The following is a 16,224-nucleotide window of genomic DNA, read 5'->3' as shown; positions in this document are numbered from 1 at the left end:
CAAGGCGGTACCCGGCAATCCCCCGGAAGAAGTACCGCAACCCACAAGAGTGATCGAACACAGCATCACGGCACGGCATACGCGGCCACACAAGGAGAGAGTCCGGTATTCGAAATCGGGTTCTAGATTTCGCCCGCGCGCACCCGTTACGGCGACAGCAGAACCCCCGTTGTCCGATCGCCTGTCCGCATTCCACACCGAGGAGTCCCCATGCATCCCGTAGGCCGCTCCGCGCTCGTTCATCCTGCGTTCGAAAATCCTGCTGTCTCCTCGGACACCACCACCGCCGCCCGCCCTGCCGCCGACCGTGCGGTACCCGTCGCCGACGGGGCATGCCCGGATACGAGGTACCCGGCATGACGGACTCCGCTCCCCCTCTTCCGCGTTCCCTCGCCTCCCGGGTGGAGCGGGTCCGGCGCACCGTGACCGCCCGCCGTGCAGCCGTTCCTCACCTCGGCACCCGCGACACCTCACCCGCGCGGCGCCGCGTCGCCCACCGCCCAGGACCGCACATCGCCGAACCGGACGGGCAGGAAAGGCTGTTCGGGGTACCGAGGGAGAAGTCCCGGCCGGACCGCCACCCCTGCGCCACCGTCGTCTTCCGCATGCTCGCCCACGGCCCGTCACACCGGGCCCTGAACCGGCCCACCCCAGGAGGCGCCCGGTGAAGAGGTTCTTCGGACCGGTGAAGATGGCCGAACCCCGCGTCTCGGACGCCGAGCAAGAACTGTTCGGCGGACCGCTGCGCTACGACCTGGGCTGGGCTCAGCACGAGCACGCGAGCCTGGACCTGACCATGATGTCCGCGCTGCGCACCATGCCCGCCCTCGTCGGCGCCACCCTGCGCATGGCGTGGCAGGCCGACCGGCGCGCCCTGCTCACCGTAGCGGTCAGCGAACTCGGCCAGGGCATCGCCGCCGCCATCGGCCTGCTCGCCATCAACGCCGTCATGCACGCCCTGCTCGCCGGAACCGGCACCGCCGCCCAGAGGCTTCACGCGCTCTTACCCGGACTGCTGGCCGCCGCCGCCATCGCTGTTGCCAACTCCGCGCTCTCCGCATGCTCCACCTCGCGCGCGGGACGCCTGGAACCGAAGGTGGAACGGATCGCCACCACCCAGTACCTGGCCGCAGCCGCCGACGTGGAGCTGGAGGCCATCGACGACCCCGACTTCCGCCGGCTCGTCGACATCGCCCAGCACGGCCCCAGCTCCGCCCGCCGCATGATCGGCGCCTGCGTCGCCGCCCTGAACGGCCTCATCTCCCTGGTCACCACCGCCGGCGTCCTAGCCGTGCTGCACCCCCTCCTGCTCCCCATGCTGATCCTCATCGCCGCCCCGCGCGGCTGGGGCGCCATGCGCGTCGCCCAGGAGCGGTACGTGTCGGGGATGAGCTGGATCGAGCACGTACGAGCCAGCCGCCTCATCGGCAACCTGCTCACCGAGCGAACCGCCGCCCAGGAGGTCCGCCTCCACGCCGTCGGCGCTTTCCTCCTCAGCCGCTACGAGCGCATGGCCGAGAGCGCCGAAGCCGAGCAGGAGCGCCTCGCCTCCAGCAAGTCGACCACCGAATGGGTGGCCTCCGCGCTGTCCGGTCTGGCGATGGCCGCGACCTACGGGGCCATGTTCTGGCTGATCACAGCCGGGCACATGAGTCTCGCCATCGCCGGCACCGCCGTGATCGCGGTACGGACCGGATCGGCGAGCCTGGGCGCGCTGGTGATGAACATCAACCAACTGCACGAGGAGTCCCTCTACGTCCGCGACCACGGCCGGTTCCTGTCCCAGGCAGCGCAGCGCACCCTCCCCACGGGGGGCGACCCGGTGCCGGAGCGGATCAAGGAGGTCGTCCTCGAAGGCGTCACCTACCGCTACCCCGACCGGGACACGGCTGCCTTGGAACAGGTGTCCCTGACCCTGCCGATGGGGTCGGTCACCGCCGTGGTCGGTGAGAACGGTTCCGGCAAGAGCACACTGATGAAGATCCTCTCGGGCATGCTCCTGCCGCAGACCGGCTCGCTGCGCTGGGGCGAGGCGGACATCACCGGCCTCGACCGATCGCAGGTCTTCGAGCGTGTCTCCCTGCTCACGCAGGATTTCCAACGCTGGCCCGTGACCGCCGCGATGAACATCCGTCTCGGCCGCCCCGCCCACGCCGCCACACCACAGGACCTGCGGCCGTCGGTCGAATACGCCGGCGCCGGCCCGGTCGTCGCCAGACTCCCCGACGGCCTGAACAGTCTGCTGGCCCGCATGTTCCGCGGTGCCGTCGAACTCTCCGGCGGCGAATGGCAGAAAGTGGGTCTGGCCCGCACCCACTGGCGCAGCACGACCTCGCAGGCGGACAGCGTCCTCATCGTCGACGAACCCACCTCGGCCCTCGATCCCGAAGCCGAGATCGAAGCGTTCGACCGCATCCGCCGCCTCGCCGCACCCCACCGGGCCGTCGTCCTGGTCACCCACCGCATGTCCGGCGTCCGCCATGCTGACCGCATCTACGTCCTCAACGCGGGACACCTCGTCGAAAACGGAACACACGACGAACTCATGGCCGTCCAGGGGCGGTACGCCGCGATGTTCGACGCGCAGGCCGCCCAGTACGCCCCCACCGCCGGCATCCCGAACCCCACCGCCCCCACCGTCGCGGATCCCGCGTGACCCGCCCGACGGAGAGGCACTCCGTGAGGCACCTCCTCCCGCCGAACTCGACGAAGCAGGCACACCGCGGCACCAGCTGACCGACCGGCTCGCCGAGGCCGACCACATCCGGACCCCCGCGGTCGGCCTCGGCGCCCTGGCCGCAGGCCGACCCGCTGGAAGCCGTCCGCCTGGAGCCCGGCGACCGCGGCCTGGAAATCGGCTCCGGCGGCTGCAGAGCCCGAACACCGACATCGAGAAGGGCGTACTTCCACCCATGTTCACCACGCAGGAAGAATGGGACCGCGGCTACGCGGAAGGACGGCGTTACCGGCCGCTCACCGACGCCGAACGCTCGCTGCTCGCCGCACATGTGCCTCCCGGTGCCGACGGATGGGCTCTCGACGTCGGGTGCGGGACCGGCGAACTCGCCGCACACCTGTCCTCGGCCGGGTACACCGTGGACGCCGTCGACTGGTCCGAGACCGCGCTCGCCGAGGCCTGCTCCCGGCACGGTGCCGCCGCTCGATGGCTCCGTATCGACGTCGAGGAGGACGACGGGGCCGCACTGCGCGGCCACGGCTACGACCTGATCACTCTGCGATTCGTCGCCCCGTTCCTCACCTGCCGCGACCGTACCCTGGACGCGCTGGGCCGGCGGCTGCGGCCGGGCGGCGCCCTCGTGATCATCACCCCGCTCGCCGCCGACACCCCCGCCGACCGGCGCGGTATCGCCCTGGCCGAGGACGAGCTCGCACGCCTGCGGAGCCGGTGGACGGCGTCGGAACGGCATGACGCCGACGGGCTGGTATTCCTCGTGCTGCGCGGCCCACGCCGGCACCGGACCGCCCCGCACGTCGCAGCACAGCGCACACCGTCCAATGCGCCCGGCGCGGAAGAGGTCATCCCCCGGCGCCCGCATCACTTCCACCTCTCGGGGCGCTGCTACGGGCAGGTGGAGTCAGGGCGCAAGACGATCGAGGTCCGCGTCGCCACGCCCGAGAAGGCGGCCGTCGAAGTCGGGGACACCATCGTCTTCCACGACCGGAGCAGCGACCGGGAACTCGACATCGTCGTACAGCGGATCACCCCGTACGCCTCGTTCGAGGATCTGCTCGAAACGGAGGATCCCGGCCGCATCGACCCGGACGGCTGGCCCGACGCGCTGCTCGTCAGCCTCCGCGACATCTACCCGCCGGCCAAGGAGGCGCTCGGTGCGCTCGCCTTCGAGTTCGACCATCGCACCGCACGGCCCGGACGTCCCATGCCGATGACACCGTCGCAGTACGCGCGGACCGTTCCCCACCACGCGGTGTACGGCTGCCTGTACGTCCGCGACGAGCACGACCGGCCGGTACAGCTGCGCTCGGTCTACGGATCCCGGCTCTGGCAGTTCCCCGGCGGCAACCTCGACGCGTACGGGGAGGATCCACTCGGGACCGCCCGACGCGAAGCGGTGGAAGAGACCGGTCTCGAACTCGGCCTGGGGACACCGAGACTGCTGCTGACCCACTTCCTGCACGCCGGGCCCCGGACGCCCCTGAACAAGGTGGGGTTCATCTTCGACGGCGGTCGGCTCACCACGGACCAGCTGCGCCGGATCCGCCTCGATCCCGCGGAGCACGACATGTGGGCCGTCCACGACCTCGCCGGCTGGCAGGAGTTGATGGCGCCCCGGTCCTTCGCCCGTCTGGACGCCACCGAACGAGCCCGTCGCGGCGAAGGCCCGGCCTACCTCGTCACGCACACCTGATCCGCGTCGCGCCACCACCGAGGAGACACCGTGTCCGCCGACGACATCAACACCCGAGCCTGGACCGTCTACGGCCGACGCCGACTGGCTCACGCCTACATGCCACCCGTCCCCGACCACCTGGCCTGGACGCCCTGGGAGGGGGTCGGGCCGGGTGCCGAAGTCCTCGGTGACATCACCGGACAGCGTGTACTGGACATCGGCTCCGGGGCCGGCCACCACGCCGTTCATCTCGCCCAGGCCCACGGCGCTCACGTCACCGGGATCGAACTGTCGGCCACCCAGTACGAACGCGCGGCCTCCACGCACGCGAATGTCCCCGGCGTGGAATTCACGCAGGGGGACGTCGTCGAATTCCTCGCCGGCGCCGAGCCGTTCGATGCCGCGTACGCCATCGGCACCCTGGCGTTCATCGACCCGCACCGCGTGCTGCCCGCACTGCGCGACGGCCTGTGCCCTGGCGCGCCGCTGATCCTTTCGCTCCTGCACACTGATCTGCGAGGTCGCGGCCCGTCCACGGAAGTGGCACCGCGTGAGCAGATGATCCTGATGCGCGAGGAACCACCCCTGCCGACCCGGATGTGGGTTCTGGCACCGCAGCTGTGGGAGGACCTGCTCACCGAGTACGGGTTCCGCGTCGAAGCCATCGATCTGCTGCGCCATCCCGAGGAGAGTGTCCCGGTCGTCCAGCAACTCATCCGGGCCCGCCGCCTGCCCGGCCGACCGCTGCGGGTTTCCAGCCGCCCCCGCGGCGCCGAGCCCCCTCTGGCGCACGCGGCCGTGGGCGTCGGCGCGATCCTCCTCGGTGAGCAGGGGCTGCTGCTGGGCCGCCATCGTCATGGCACCCTCGAACTGCCCGGGGGAACCGTCGAGGCCGGGGAGTCCTTCGCGGCCGCCGTGGTCCGCGAACTCGGTGAGGAGACCGGTCTGATCGCCCGCCCTGCCGATGTCACGCTCCTGGGAACGCTCGTCGACCACGTCGAAGGCACTCTGCGGGTCACGGTGGGCGCGCTCGTCCATGCCTGGCGTGGCCGGCCGGCCACGCGGCCGGGCGAAAGCGTCGGCGACTGGGCCTGGCATCCACTCGATCAGCTTCCCGGCGGTCTGTTCGTGTGCAGTGCGCAGATCCTGACGGCCTGGCGCCCCGGCCTGCCCATCGACCACACCCCCGCGCACTTCACGCCCTTCGCCTACGACCCACCGCCCTCGGCATCGGTGGACGGCATGGCATGACACCCCGCAAGCCCCCGGCCCCCCGGGCGGGAACCTGGCGTCGGCGCCATGACCTCGGCTGCCGCGGATGACGGTCCTGGGCAGGGATCAGGCAGTGGGCGCGGTGGTGATCATCCAGTGAGTGAAGGCGGCGTAGCGCTCGGCGGACTCGGCGGCCCCGTCGGCGTGCTCGACGGCGGCGGAATGCTCGCGCACCTGCTCGAACCGGAGTCGGCGGGCGCTCTCGTAACGGGCGAGGGCGGCGGGTGTGGCGGATCCGCTCGCCAGTTCGGCGCGCAGCACTCCGGCGTCCTCGATGCCCAGGGTGCCGCCCGCCGCGATGTGCGGGGACAGGCCATGCGCGGCGTCCCCGATCAGCGCGACCCGGTCCGTGGTCCAGCGCGGCAGCTCAGGGACGAGCATGATCTGATTCTCCAGGATGGACTCCTCCGGCGTGGCGGCGATCATGTCCAGAAGCTCGTCGTGCCAGCCGGACTCGGCCACGTTGCGGGCTCGCCGCAGCGCCCGGTCCTTCTTGCTGCCGGCCAGTTCACCGGCGTCGAACTGGCCGACCCACCACATGGTCCGGCCGTGTGCGACTCGTGTGTAGCCGCCTCGGGTCCGCGCGGTGCCGATCGTGACGACTGTGCCCTCCGGCCGCTCGTTCCCGGAGGGCAGCACGGCCCGCCAGGCGTAGTTGCCGGCATGCGCGACCGCCGCGCTGCCGGGCACCAGGGCGGCGCGCACGTCGGAGTACACACCGTCCGCCCCGATCAGCAGATCCGCCTGCAGCGGGGCACCGTCGGCGAGGTGCACCTCCACGTGTGTGTCGTGTTCGGTGAAGCCGGTGACGTGTGTTCCCAGGTGGATCCGGTCCCTGCCGAGGGTGTCGGCGAGGAGGTTGTTCAGGTCCGGCCTCGGCACCATCAGGAACTGGTGAACGGCCGGGTCGTAGCCGGCGGCGCGTGTCGGGTGTCCGGCGGCGTCGAAGTACCAGGCGTCGACGTTCTTGCCCATGCGCCGGACGTCGTCGCCGATACCGAGGGCGTCCAACTCCCGTAGCGCGTTGGGCCACAGGGCGATGCCGGCCCCGGCGGCCCGCACCTGCGGTGCGTGTTCCAGCACGATGACCTCGTGCCCGATCGACCGCAGCGAAGCCGCGGTGGTGAGCCCCACCAGGCCCGCTCCTACGATCACAGTGCGCATCGTTGCTCCCCTTGCCGTCCGGTGCGGTGGTGAGACCAGCCGACGACGGGAGACACCAACCGGGCGCAGGACCGTCGGACTCGGCGAAGCTCACTCTCTTCACACAGCCAACGTAACACTAACCGTTAGTCTTTACTAACCGATTCAATTTCTTATCCGTTAGTGCTGTGGCGGCTCGGCTTCCGCCGTTCCCCGGGCGTGGAGCAGGTGGACATCACCAGCACGCAGCACTCTGCGGATGGCGGTCTTCGGGGGAACGTCGATCCTCGGGGGCTCGTCAGGTGCGGTCGTGGAGAGTGACGTGGTAGCCGTCCGGGTCGGCGAAGGTGAACGTCCGGCCGAAGGGGCCGTCGATCGGCGCGGAGACGATGGTGTGACCGTCGGCGACGAGGGCGTCGTGGATGGCCTGGACGTCGGTGGCGTGGAGCCAGATCGCGGCACCGATGCCGGGCCGGGCAACGGATGCGAGATCGGTGCCGGGAACCACCTCGCGGAGCGCGAACGCGATCGGCTTCGTCTCGAAGACGACGGCGTGCGCAGGTCCGGCCTGCGAGCGGACGAGGCCGAGGTACTGCTCGTAGAACGCCTGCGAAGCGTCGAGGTCGCGCGCCTGGAGCGAGATGAAGTCGGGGCCGGTGACGGGCATGGTGATGCTCCTTCCCTTCGTGTCAGATTCCTGACACGGGCCAAGGTATGTCAGAATCCTGACATGAGTCAAAACGGTGTCGGTGTCGACCTGGACAAGTCCCTGGGCTACCTGCTGAAAGAGGCTTCGAGCGCCCTGCGCGCAGCCATGGAGGAGGTGCTGCGGCCACTCGGGATGAGCGTGACGCACTACTCCTGCCTCGAACTGCTGGCTCAACGGCCGGGCTTGTCGAACTCCGAGCTCGCGCGTGGCGCGTTCGTGACACGGCAGTCGATGAACGTGCTGCTCCAGACCCTCGAACGAGAGGGCTACGTGACCAGGCCCGCGGAGGCGCCCGTCGGGAAGGCCCTTCCCGCGCGGCTCACGCCTCGGGGCCGACGGAGCCTGGAGAAGGCGACCGTAGCGGTCCGGTCCGTCGAGGTCAGAATGCTGGCCGGCATGACCGGGACCGAGCAGTCGGACGCGTTCCGGATCCTGCAGAGCATGATTCGTTCGCTGCGCGACGGCCCCGACGGTGCATAGCTCGTTCCTCGGCGCACGTCCCGGCGCGCCCGGACAGGTTGATCGGCGAACCGGGCTCTACCCGTCTTCGCGCCGCGGACCGTGCCAGTCCAGGATGAGGACAGTGGCATCGTCCCTGAGCTTTCCCCGACAGGCGTCCAGCACCGCGGTGGTCAGGCTGCGCACGGCTTCCCTGGGATGTGAGGTGCGGGTGTCCCACACGAGGGATGCCAGGTCGACGGTTCCGGCACCGCGTTCCTGCATGCCGTCGGTGAGCAGAACCAGACGGTCGCCGGGCAGCAGCTGGAGTTCCTGGACACGGTAGGAGGTGGGGGCTGCCACGCCGAAGGGGAGGTTGACTGCGAGCTGGAGCTCTTCGGCCTCCGTGGCGCCTCTGCGCAGGCGCAGAGGCCGGGGATGGCCTGCGTTGACCAGTTCGCAGGTGCCCGTCGCGAGGCCGACGCACAGCAATTGTCCCGTGGCCAGACCGCGGCTGTGGGTCAGCAGGGCGTCGTGGGCGCGTTGCGCCTGCCGGAGTGCGTCACAGCCGCTGCGGCGGGCGCCGCGCATGGCGCCGACCAGGAGCGTGGCCAGCAGCGCGGAGTCGGTGTCGTGGCCCATGGCGTCGGTGATGGACAGGTGCAGTGTGTCGCGATCGAGTGTGTAGTCGTAGGTGTCCCCGCCGATGTCGTCGGCCGGCACCAGCCCTGCCGCGAGGGTGAACTGGGGAGCCTCGCAGCAGGCGGCCGAGGGAAGCAGTTGGTGCTGGATCTCGGCGGCCAGGCTGGTCCGGGTGGTGCGCCGGCCCGCGTGGTAGAAGTCGGTGAAGCGGCGGTCCGTGACGATGATGTAGGCCAGTGCGTGCGCCGCGTCCTCGATCTGCGCGAGCACGGTGTCGTCGGCGTTCTGCATCGTCGCCTCCAGCAGACCGATGCAGTCGCCGCGGTTGGTCACCGGTGAGATCACGCGCCGCCCGCCTTGGCCGTCCGGTTCCACGTGCTGGCGCTGGCTGCGCAGGACTGCGTCGTAGACGCTGCCCTCCAGGTCGATCCGCTCGGGAGCGCCCCCCATGTCATCCTCGGCCTGTGTGGTCAGGCGCAGCAGCCGCCGGCCCACGAGGTCGACGAACAGGAACGACACACGCTCGGCCCCGAAGCGCTTGCGCAGGTCGTTCGCGAGTACCTCGACGGACTCTCCGGGCGGTGCCGCCTCGGCGGCGGCCAGAAGCTGCCCCAGTTCCAGATCCCCGCCACTCATGACAACCTCCTGTCGGTTGCCGCTCCTTCTTCCCCGTGTTCGCCCCTCTTCACCTGGTACATCCATCACGCCCGCTCGCGGTTCTCTCTTCCGGCGAGGTTCCTGCTTCCGGCCGCCAGGCAGGCGCAGCCGGTGCCCTGTGAACCGGCGCGCCGCGTCATTCCGAAGGAATGCGGAACTCGAATTCGGGACGGTCCCACAGTACGGCGGGCGGAATCGCGAGCGCTGTCCCGATCCGCACCGCACCGACGCGGTGGTAGAAACCCTCGGCGGGAGGATGCGACACGACCTTGACCCGGTCGAGCCCGGCGGCACGGGCCTGGGACTGCATGTGCGCGACGAGGAGTCGTCCGATGCCCCGTCCCTGCGCTTCGTCGGCGACGAACAGCAGGTCGAGCTCCGGCGGAGCGAGGACGAGCGAGTAGAACCCGAGGACCCGGCCCCCATGCTCGTCGGCGTCCACGGCCACGAAGGCGCGATGGGCCTCGATGTAGTCGGGACCGACCCGGTAGCCCGCGACTGCGGCTGCGTACTTGCCCTCGTAGGCGCCTGAGCCACGCACGAGCCGCGTGAGCCGTTTGGCATCCCTCGCGACGGCCCTCCGTATCGTGACCGGCTGGCTGATCGGGGAGGTGCGTGAACCCATCGGGAGAGTATTTCGCACCGGGAGGTGCCTCCGTACGGCGGGTCGGCTGCTCGGGGAGGCGTTCCTGCACCGCTCCGGGGAGCCACTCGCCCAGGCACCTGTGGACGACGTCGCTGCCGCCCGATGGGTCGCCCGCCGGCGACCTGGTCGCCGTCGAACCGGACGGAACCACCTCCGCGCGGGCGGCCGCAGACCGGCAGCGGGCGCCGTCCGCCTGACCACCCGTCCCCGTCCGAGGGCTCCGTCCGCTGACAGCACCGTCCCCGCCTCGGGGGAGTTCGTGGCGGCGCGGGGCAGACGTTGATTCGACGCCCAGCGCCTACGGGGTCACCGGTCGGCGTACGGGGCCCGTGACGCGCAGCCGGTGCGGGGGCCGGGGCGCGGGGTCGGGCAGGCGCAGGGGTCCGCGGCCCGGGGTGATGCTGCCGAGGAGCGTGGCCCGGCGGGCGCCGGTGCCCGAGGGGAGGGTGCCGGGCAGGCCGTTGACGGTGAGGTAGCCGAGGACGGCGAAGGCGAGGGCCTCCTTGGCGTCGGAGGGCAGGCCCAGGGCGTCGCTGGGGCGCAGGCGTACGCCGGGCAGTTCGTCGCCGAGCATGCGCATCAGGACCGGGTTGCGGATGCCGCCGCCGGAGACGACGAGTTCGGTGACCCGGTGGGCGCGGCACGCGTCGGCCACGGTGACGGCGGTCAGCCGGGTCAGGGTGGCCAGGACGTCGTCGGCGCGGGGGGTGGGCGCCGCCTCCAGCGCCCGCTGGAGGTAGGGCAGGTGGAAGTGTTCCTTGCCGGTGGTCTTCGGGGCGGCCCTGCGGTAGTAGGGGTCGTCGAGGAGGACGCGGAGCAGTGCGGGGCTGGTGCGGCCGGCGGCGGCCCGGCGGCCGTCCTCGTCGTAGCCGGCGGCGCCGTCGGTGAAATGGCGTACGGCCGCGTCCAGCAGGGCGTTGGCCGGGCCGGTGTCGAAGGCGAGGGGTGCGGCGCCGGGGGCGACGACGGTGACGTTGGCGATGCCGCCCAGGTTCAGGGCGGCGGGTGTGCCGGGCAGGGCGCGCAGCAGGAGGGTGTCGGTCATGCCGACCAGGGGTGCGCCCTGGCCGCCGGCCGCCACGTCCCTGCTGCGCAGGTCGGAGACGACCGGGACGCCGGTGGCCTCGGCGATCCAGGCCGGCTGCCCGAGCTGGAGCGTGCCGCGGACGGTGCCGTCCTCGACCCAGTGGTGCATGGTCTGCCCGTGCGAGACCACGAGGTCGGCGGCGCCGTCGCACAGCTCGCGCAGGGCCCGTACGGCCGCGTCCGCGAAGGCCTGGCCGATGCCGGTGTCCAGGGCGCAGACGGCCTGGCTGGTCGTGGCGGCCGGCGGCAGGGTGGCCGCGATCAGGTCCCGCACCTGCCGCGGGTAGGGGAGCGAGAGGTGCCCGAGGGGCCGCAGGAGCAGGGTGTCGCCGTCCAGGGCGAGGTCCGCGGCGGCGGCCTCGATGGCGTCGTAGGAGGTGCCCGACATGAGGCCGATCACCCGCACGACGCCTCCCGGCGGGGGTTTGGCCGCGCGGACGGGGAGGCGGACGGGGGCGGCGCCGGGTGGGGGTGCGGCATGGCTTCTCCTCGTGGGTGGTGGGGGCCGGGGGGTGTGCTGTCACTCCCGGCCGGCGGCTGTCGTGAGGCGGCCGGTGCCGGCGTCCGGCTCGTCGTCGTCCGCGGTGCCGTGCTGGAGGTCGGGAGCGCGGTGGAACAGGCTCAGCACCCCGCCGACGGCCAGTGTGATCACCACGCCGAGCGGCACCAGCCACTGGGCGGCGATGGACGTCGGCACGGTGGTCCCGGCCGTGGTGACGTCGATCTTCACCTCGCGCACGACGTACGTCATCACGCCGACCGTCACCAGGAACGCCACGATCGAGTCCGTCTCGCCCGCGCGCCTGACGAGCCGTCCGAGCAGGAAGGCGCCGAGCAGGGCGCCGTAGGTGTAGCCCGCGATGGTCAGGCCGGTGAGGTACACGTTGCCCGTGCTGGTGCTGAAGGCACAGGCGAAGACGGCCATGAGCACCGCCCAGACGAGCGTCATCACCCGTGCGAGCTTGAGCAGGGTCTCCTCGGAGGGCGCGGTGCGGAAGAAGCTGTGGATGATGTCGGCGACCGTCGAGTTCGACATGGAGTTCAGGGCGGAGGACAGCGAGCCCATCGCGGCACCGAGGATGCCGGCCACCATCAGGCCGGAGATCACCACGGGCAGGCCGTGCAGGATGAAGTCCGGGTAGAGGTTGTCGGAACTGGCCAGGCCCAGGTCCGTGAAGCTCCTGCCCTGGTCGTACGACCACAGCAACGCGCCGACCAGGGAGAAGGCGGCGAACTGGAGGGTGACGAAGACACCCGAGGCGATCATGGCCTTCTGGCCGTCGCGCAGGGTGCGGGTGGCCAGGATGCGCTGGACGATGAGCTGGTCGGAGCCGTGGCTGGCCATGGCGAAGATGGCGCCGCCGATGATGGCGGTGGGCAGGGCGAAGGGGCTGGTGAGGATGTGTGCCAGGCCGAAGTCCGTGTCGAACAGCCGGAACCGGCCCGCGTGCAGGGCGTCCGCGAAGCCGGCGCCGCCGACGTGGGAGGACAGCACCGCGAGGGCGAGGACCGCGCCGCCCAGGTAGAGGGTCATCTGGATGGCGTCGGTCCAGATGACGGCCTTGATGCCGCCGAGGTAGGTGTAGACGACGGTGATGACGGTCAGCACGACGATGATGGTGCGGAAGCTCGCGTGCACGCCGAACTCGTCGAGCAGCAGCTTGATCGGGATGGCGGAGGCGAACAGCCGCACGCCCTCGGCGAGGAGCCGGGTGAAGACGAAGGTGACCGAGGCCAGCCCCTGCAGCTTCAGTCCGAACCTGCTTCCCAGGTACTGGTAGGCGCTGACGAAGCCGCCGCGCTTGTAGAGGGGGATCAGGACGGTGGCCACGACGACGCGGCCTACGACGTAGCCCAGCGCGAGTTCCACGTTGCCGAAGCCCTGGCCGCTGTAGGCGCCGCCGGGGACGCTGATCACGGTGAGCACGCTCGTCTCGGTGGCCACGACCGAGAAGGAGACGGTCCACCACGGCATGTGGCCCTCGCCGACGAAGTAGTCCTTCGACGTTCTCTGCCGGCCGGCCAGCCGCAGTCCGATCACGGCGATGGCGACCAGGTAGACGACGACCACCACGAGGTCGAGTTGGCGCACGCTCACTCCTTGGCAGGGGCCGGTGGGGTCACCGCCGGCCGGGTGGGGGCGGTGGGCAGGAGCGTCGTCCGCCGTACGCGGGCGACATGGGGTTCGTGCGGTGCGGCGGCGTCCAGCGCCAGCAGGCGTGCGCCGTCCAGCGGGTCCCCGAGCGGGGGCCGCAGGTGCAACGGACGGGGGGCGGCGGCGAGGGCCGACCGCAGCGGGCCGAGGAGCGGTTCGCCCAGCCCCGTGAGCCCGCCGGTGACGGCGACGGTGAGCGGGAGGGCGCGGCGGCCGCCGGAGCCGCCGGTTGTACCGGTCGGGCCGGTCGCGCCGGTCGTGTCTGCCGGGTGGGCGGCGCGGTCCGTGGCGTCGCCGGCCGGACGGGCCTCGGCGTCGATGCGGTGGGCGGCGGTGAGGACCGCCTCGCCGAGGGCCGTGGCGGCGGCCCGGACGATCGCGCCGGCGGCGGGGTCCCCCGCGGCGGCCGTGCGCGCGACGTCCGGGGCGAAGGAGGCGGCGGTGCGCGCCGGGTTGCCCTCGCGTCCGAGGGCCCCGGGCAGCCGGTCGGGGTCGCCGAAGCGTTCGACGGCGGCGGCCAGCAGCGCGGTGTCCGGGCCCCGCCCGTCGTGGGCGCGCAGCGCCGCCCGCAGCCCGGCGGCACCGATCCAGGCGCCGCTGCCCTCGTCGCCGAGCCAGGGGCCCCAGCCGTCGACGCGGGCGTACGATCCGTCGTCCCCGATGCCGATGGCGACGGAACCGGTGCCGATCGCGAGGACCACTCCCGGGTGCCCGCCGAGAGCGCCGGCGTGCGCGGTGACGGCGTCGCTGGTGACGGCCACCTCGTCGGCGGGAAGGTCCGCAAGGAGGAGTTCGGCCAGGGCGCGGGCCGCCTTTGGGGCGGAGGCCGCCCCGGCGGCCCCCACGCAGACGGCCGCCGCTCTCGTACGGGGCTGGCGCCCCAGCAGGGGGAGGACGGCGGCCAGTACTGCGGCGCGGGCCGCCGCCACTCCGCCGTCGGCGGCGAGGCCCGGGGCGCCTGGCACCTCGTGGACCCCGGGGGCGTCCCCGGCGGGACCGGCGCTGTCCCACAGGACGGCACGGCAGCCGGTCTTGCCGAGGTCCACGGCCACTGCTGATGTCATCCAACACGCCTTCGTGTCTGCGGGATCCGTCGCGTCGGACGGTCACGGACGGCCACAGGGCCGGTGATCGGCGCGGATCGCGGTCCAGCGAGTATCAGAAGGCCGCCCTCCACATGTCAATAAGTAACCTCACGCAACTGAACCCGTAACTTTTTGACGCGCCGCCCGGGCGTGCTTACCCTGTGGCCATCCGCTGAGGAGGCAACGGCCCATGGCCCGTTCGAAGTCGACCTGCGCACCGGTGGCGCAGGACGCGTCACCCGCCGCGATACTCGCGCGCATCCGCACGTCGCTGCCGTCCCTCGCGCCCTCCGAGGGTCGGGTGGCCGACGCGGTGCTGACCGACCCGGCGCAGGCGGCGGAGCTTTCCATCAGCGCGCTGGCCCGTCGGGCCGACACCTCGGTCGCCACGGTCATGCGCTTCTCCCGGGCCATCGGGATCCCCAACTACCCCCAGTTGCGCCTGGCCCTGGCCGCGGCCGCGGCCCACGAGCACGCCCTCGGCGGCGAACGCCGGGTGCCGGCCGGCGACATCAGCCCGACCGACACGCTGAGCGAGATCGTCGGCAAGGTCGTCTACAACGAGGTCCGCGCCCTGGAGGACTCCGGGGCCGGGCTGGACATCGACGTGCTGGAGCGTGCGGTGGACGCCGTGGCGGGGGCCCGGCGGATCGACGTCTTCGGTGTCGGCGCCAGCGCGTTCGTCGGCCAGGACCTGCACCAGAAGCTGCACCGCATCGGCCACATGGCGTTCATCTGGACCGACCGGCACGCCGCGCTCACCGCCACCGCGCTGCTCGGGCCCGGTGACGTCGCCGTGGCCATATCCCACTCCGGGGAGACGGAGGACACCGTCGAGCCGCTCCAGGCGGCCGCCGAGCGGGGCGCCACCACCATCGCCCTCACCAACTTCGCGCGTTCCAGTCTGGCGCGGAGCGCGGACCTCGTGCTCACCACCCGCGCCCGGGACGCGCCCTTCCGGTCCGGCGCGACCGTCAGCCGCATCGCCCAACTCGCCGTCGTGGACTGCCTGTTCGTCGGCGTCGCGCAGCGTTCCTTCGACGCCACCACCGCGGCGCTGCACAAGACCTACGGGGCCGTCCAGCGTCACCGGCGCCCGCAGCAGGGCCACCGCACGCCGCCCGCCGAGTGATCAGACGGCCTCTGTGGTGGTCCTGGCGGCGATCGTCGCGGGGCTGGGCCGGCCGGCCGTGCCGATCGCCCTGAAGAAGTGAGGTGACGGCTCACGTGCCGCCCGCCGCCGTGGACGGCTGCGGCACCGGGCCGCCCTCGCCTCCTGCCGCCTGGCACTCGAAGTCGTAGAGCAGGCAGCTCGCCTCCGGCGTCGGCACCGCGGGCCGGCCGGTGGGGCGGGAGGACGGTCCCGAAGCGGGCCCGGGCATCGGTGCGCGGGACGGTCCGGGCTGCGGGGCGGCACGACCTCCGGCACCGCCGGACGTGAACGCCACGACCCCGGCGGCGACGAGGACGGCGAGGACGCCGACGGCTGCGGTGACGATACGCGGAAAGGGCGCGGGGGCGCTCATGAGGCGGGCTTCCTTCCGGACGGGAGCGGCCTAACGCCGCCCGCCGCCGCGCGGTCACGCCCGCGTCAACCTCCCGTGCGCCGCCGCCCGGCTCTTCACCTGATGGAGCGGCAGAGGCGAGGAACGGGAGAGGCGGCGTGGAGGGAGGCGTCGTGGAGGAGGGAAGCGGGCCACTGGTGCCGCTCGTCACGGCTTCCCGGAGTCCCGCTGCTCCTGGCGCCACCGACTGTCCGCGCTCCGTGGGACACGGAGCGGTCACCGTCGACGTCGGTGGTCACGACCGCTCCTGCGGGCCGGCCGCGACGGCCGCGTACCGGATGCTCGGCCTGGTGGTGACGGCGTCTCGGTGGTGCGCGCCGCCGGCGAGGAGTCCGCGGTGGTCGCCGGCCACGGCTGGGACGCCCGTCTTCGCCGGGCTGGGCGGCGACCTGGACGTCCACGCCGGCGCGTTCGAACGGACCGGCCGGCCCCGAGCGCTCAGCCTCTACCAGCCCA

The 16,224-nt window shown here is 72.1% G+C and carries 14 protein-coding genes; 6 read left to right on the top strand and 8 right to left on the bottom strand.

What is annotated here, in order from left to right; genetic code table 11:
* Positions 1-356 precede the first annotated feature (356 nt).
* The 4 genes from AB0G56_RS13215 to AB0G56_RS13200 all read left to right on the top strand — a co-directional run bounded on the left by AB0G56_RS13215 (position 357) and on the right by AB0G56_RS13200 (position 5,621).
* Positions 357-668, top strand: a complete 312-nt coding sequence (locus AB0G56_RS13215; protein ID WP_360968089.1) for a hypothetical protein — start codon at positions 357-359, stop codon at positions 666-668.
* Between the two features lie 23 nt (positions 669-691).
* Positions 692-2,656, top strand: coding sequence for an ABC transporter ATP-binding protein (locus tag AB0G56_RS13210; protein ID WP_360968388.1), 1,965 nt, complete (start codon positions 692-694; stop codon positions 2,654-2,656).
* Positions 2,657-2,912: 256 nt separating this feature from the next.
* The gene (locus AB0G56_RS13205) at positions 2,913-4,388 is read left to right on the top strand and encodes a methyltransferase (protein WP_360968086.1); all 1,476 of its coding nucleotides are present in this window, start codon (positions 2,913-2,915) and stop codon (positions 4,386-4,388) included.
* Between the two features lie 30 nt (positions 4,389-4,418).
* The gene (locus AB0G56_RS13200) at positions 4,419-5,621 is read left to right on the top strand and encodes a bifunctional class I SAM-dependent methyltransferase/NUDIX hydrolase (protein ID WP_360968083.1); all 1,203 of its coding nucleotides are present in this window, start codon (positions 4,419-4,421) and stop codon (positions 5,619-5,621) included.
* Between the two features lie 87 nt (positions 5,622-5,708).
* Here AB0G56_RS13200 and AB0G56_RS13195 read toward each other — a convergent pair whose 3' ends face one another.
* Both AB0G56_RS13195 and AB0G56_RS13190 read right to left on the bottom strand, forming a co-directional pair.
* Positions 5,709-6,806, bottom strand: a complete 1,098-nt coding sequence (locus AB0G56_RS13195; protein ID WP_360968081.1) for an FAD-dependent monooxygenase — start codon at positions 6,804-6,806, stop codon at positions 5,709-5,711.
* Between the two features lie 277 nt (positions 6,807-7,083).
* Positions 7,084-7,452 carry a VOC family protein gene (locus AB0G56_RS13190; protein ID WP_360968078.1) on the bottom strand — a complete coding sequence of 123 codons (369 nt, stop codon included), beginning with the start codon at positions 7,450-7,452 and terminating at the stop codon, positions 7,084-7,086.
* Between the two features lie 63 nt (positions 7,453-7,515).
* On the opposite strand from AB0G56_RS13190, the gene AB0G56_RS13185 reads away from it, so the two are divergent.
* Complete coding sequence (locus AB0G56_RS13185) at positions 7,516-7,974, top strand: MarR family transcriptional regulator (RefSeq protein WP_360968075.1); 459 nt, start codon at positions 7,516-7,518, stop codon at positions 7,972-7,974.
* Positions 7,975-8,031: 57 nt separating this feature from the next.
* Here AB0G56_RS13185 and AB0G56_RS13180 read toward each other — a convergent pair whose 3' ends face one another.
* The 5 genes from AB0G56_RS13180 to AB0G56_RS13160 all read right to left on the bottom strand — a co-directional run bounded on the left by AB0G56_RS13180 (position 8,032) and on the right by AB0G56_RS13160 (position 14,182).
* Complete coding sequence (locus tag AB0G56_RS13180; protein ID WP_360968073.1) at positions 8,032-9,210, bottom strand: PP2C family protein-serine/threonine phosphatase; 1,179 nt, start codon at positions 9,208-9,210, stop codon at positions 8,032-8,034.
* A gap of 157 nt (positions 9,211-9,367) precedes the next feature.
* Positions 9,368-9,856 carry a GNAT family N-acetyltransferase gene (locus AB0G56_RS13175; protein WP_360968070.1) on the bottom strand — a complete coding sequence of 163 codons (489 nt, stop codon included), beginning with the start codon at positions 9,854-9,856 and terminating at the stop codon, positions 9,368-9,370.
* A 319-nt stretch (positions 9,857-10,175) separates the two neighbouring features.
* The gene (locus AB0G56_RS13170; RefSeq protein WP_360968067.1) at positions 10,176-11,369 is read right to left on the bottom strand and encodes an anhydro-N-acetylmuramic acid kinase; all 1,194 of its coding nucleotides are present in this window, start codon (positions 11,367-11,369) and stop codon (positions 10,176-10,178) included.
* A gap of 114 nt (positions 11,370-11,483) precedes the next feature.
* The gene (locus AB0G56_RS13165; RefSeq protein ID WP_360968064.1) at positions 11,484-13,055 is read right to left on the bottom strand and encodes a sodium:solute symporter; all 1,572 of its coding nucleotides are present in this window, start codon (positions 13,053-13,055) and stop codon (positions 11,484-11,486) included.
* 2 nt (positions 13,056-13,057) lie between these two features.
* Positions 13,058-14,182 (bottom strand): BadF/BadG/BcrA/BcrD ATPase family protein, encoded by a 1,125-nt coding sequence (locus AB0G56_RS13160; protein WP_360968061.1) that lies wholly within the window; start codon positions 14,180-14,182, stop codon positions 13,058-13,060.
* A 211-nt stretch (positions 14,183-14,393) separates the two neighbouring features.
* Here AB0G56_RS13160 and AB0G56_RS13155 point away from each other — a divergent pair, with 211 nt between their 5' ends.
* Positions 14,394-15,335 carry a MurR/RpiR family transcriptional regulator gene (locus AB0G56_RS13155; RefSeq protein ID WP_360968058.1) on the top strand — a complete coding sequence of 314 codons (942 nt, stop codon included), beginning with the start codon at positions 14,394-14,396 and terminating at the stop codon, positions 15,333-15,335.
* A gap of 91 nt (positions 15,336-15,426) precedes the next feature.
* Here AB0G56_RS13155 and AB0G56_RS13150 read toward each other — a convergent pair whose 3' ends face one another.
* Positions 15,427-15,729 carry a hypothetical protein gene (locus AB0G56_RS13150; RefSeq protein ID WP_360968055.1) on the bottom strand — a complete coding sequence of 101 codons (303 nt, stop codon included), beginning with the start codon at positions 15,727-15,729 and terminating at the stop codon, positions 15,427-15,429.
* Between the last annotated feature and the right edge of the window lie 495 nt (positions 15,730-16,224).

It is taken from the genome of Streptomyces sp. NPDC021356, assembly GCF_040641015.1.
Classification (GTDB): domain Bacteria; phylum Actinomycetota; class Actinomycetes; order Streptomycetales; family Streptomycetaceae; genus Streptomyces.
This window is presented reverse-complemented; position numbering and strand designations above follow the sequence as displayed.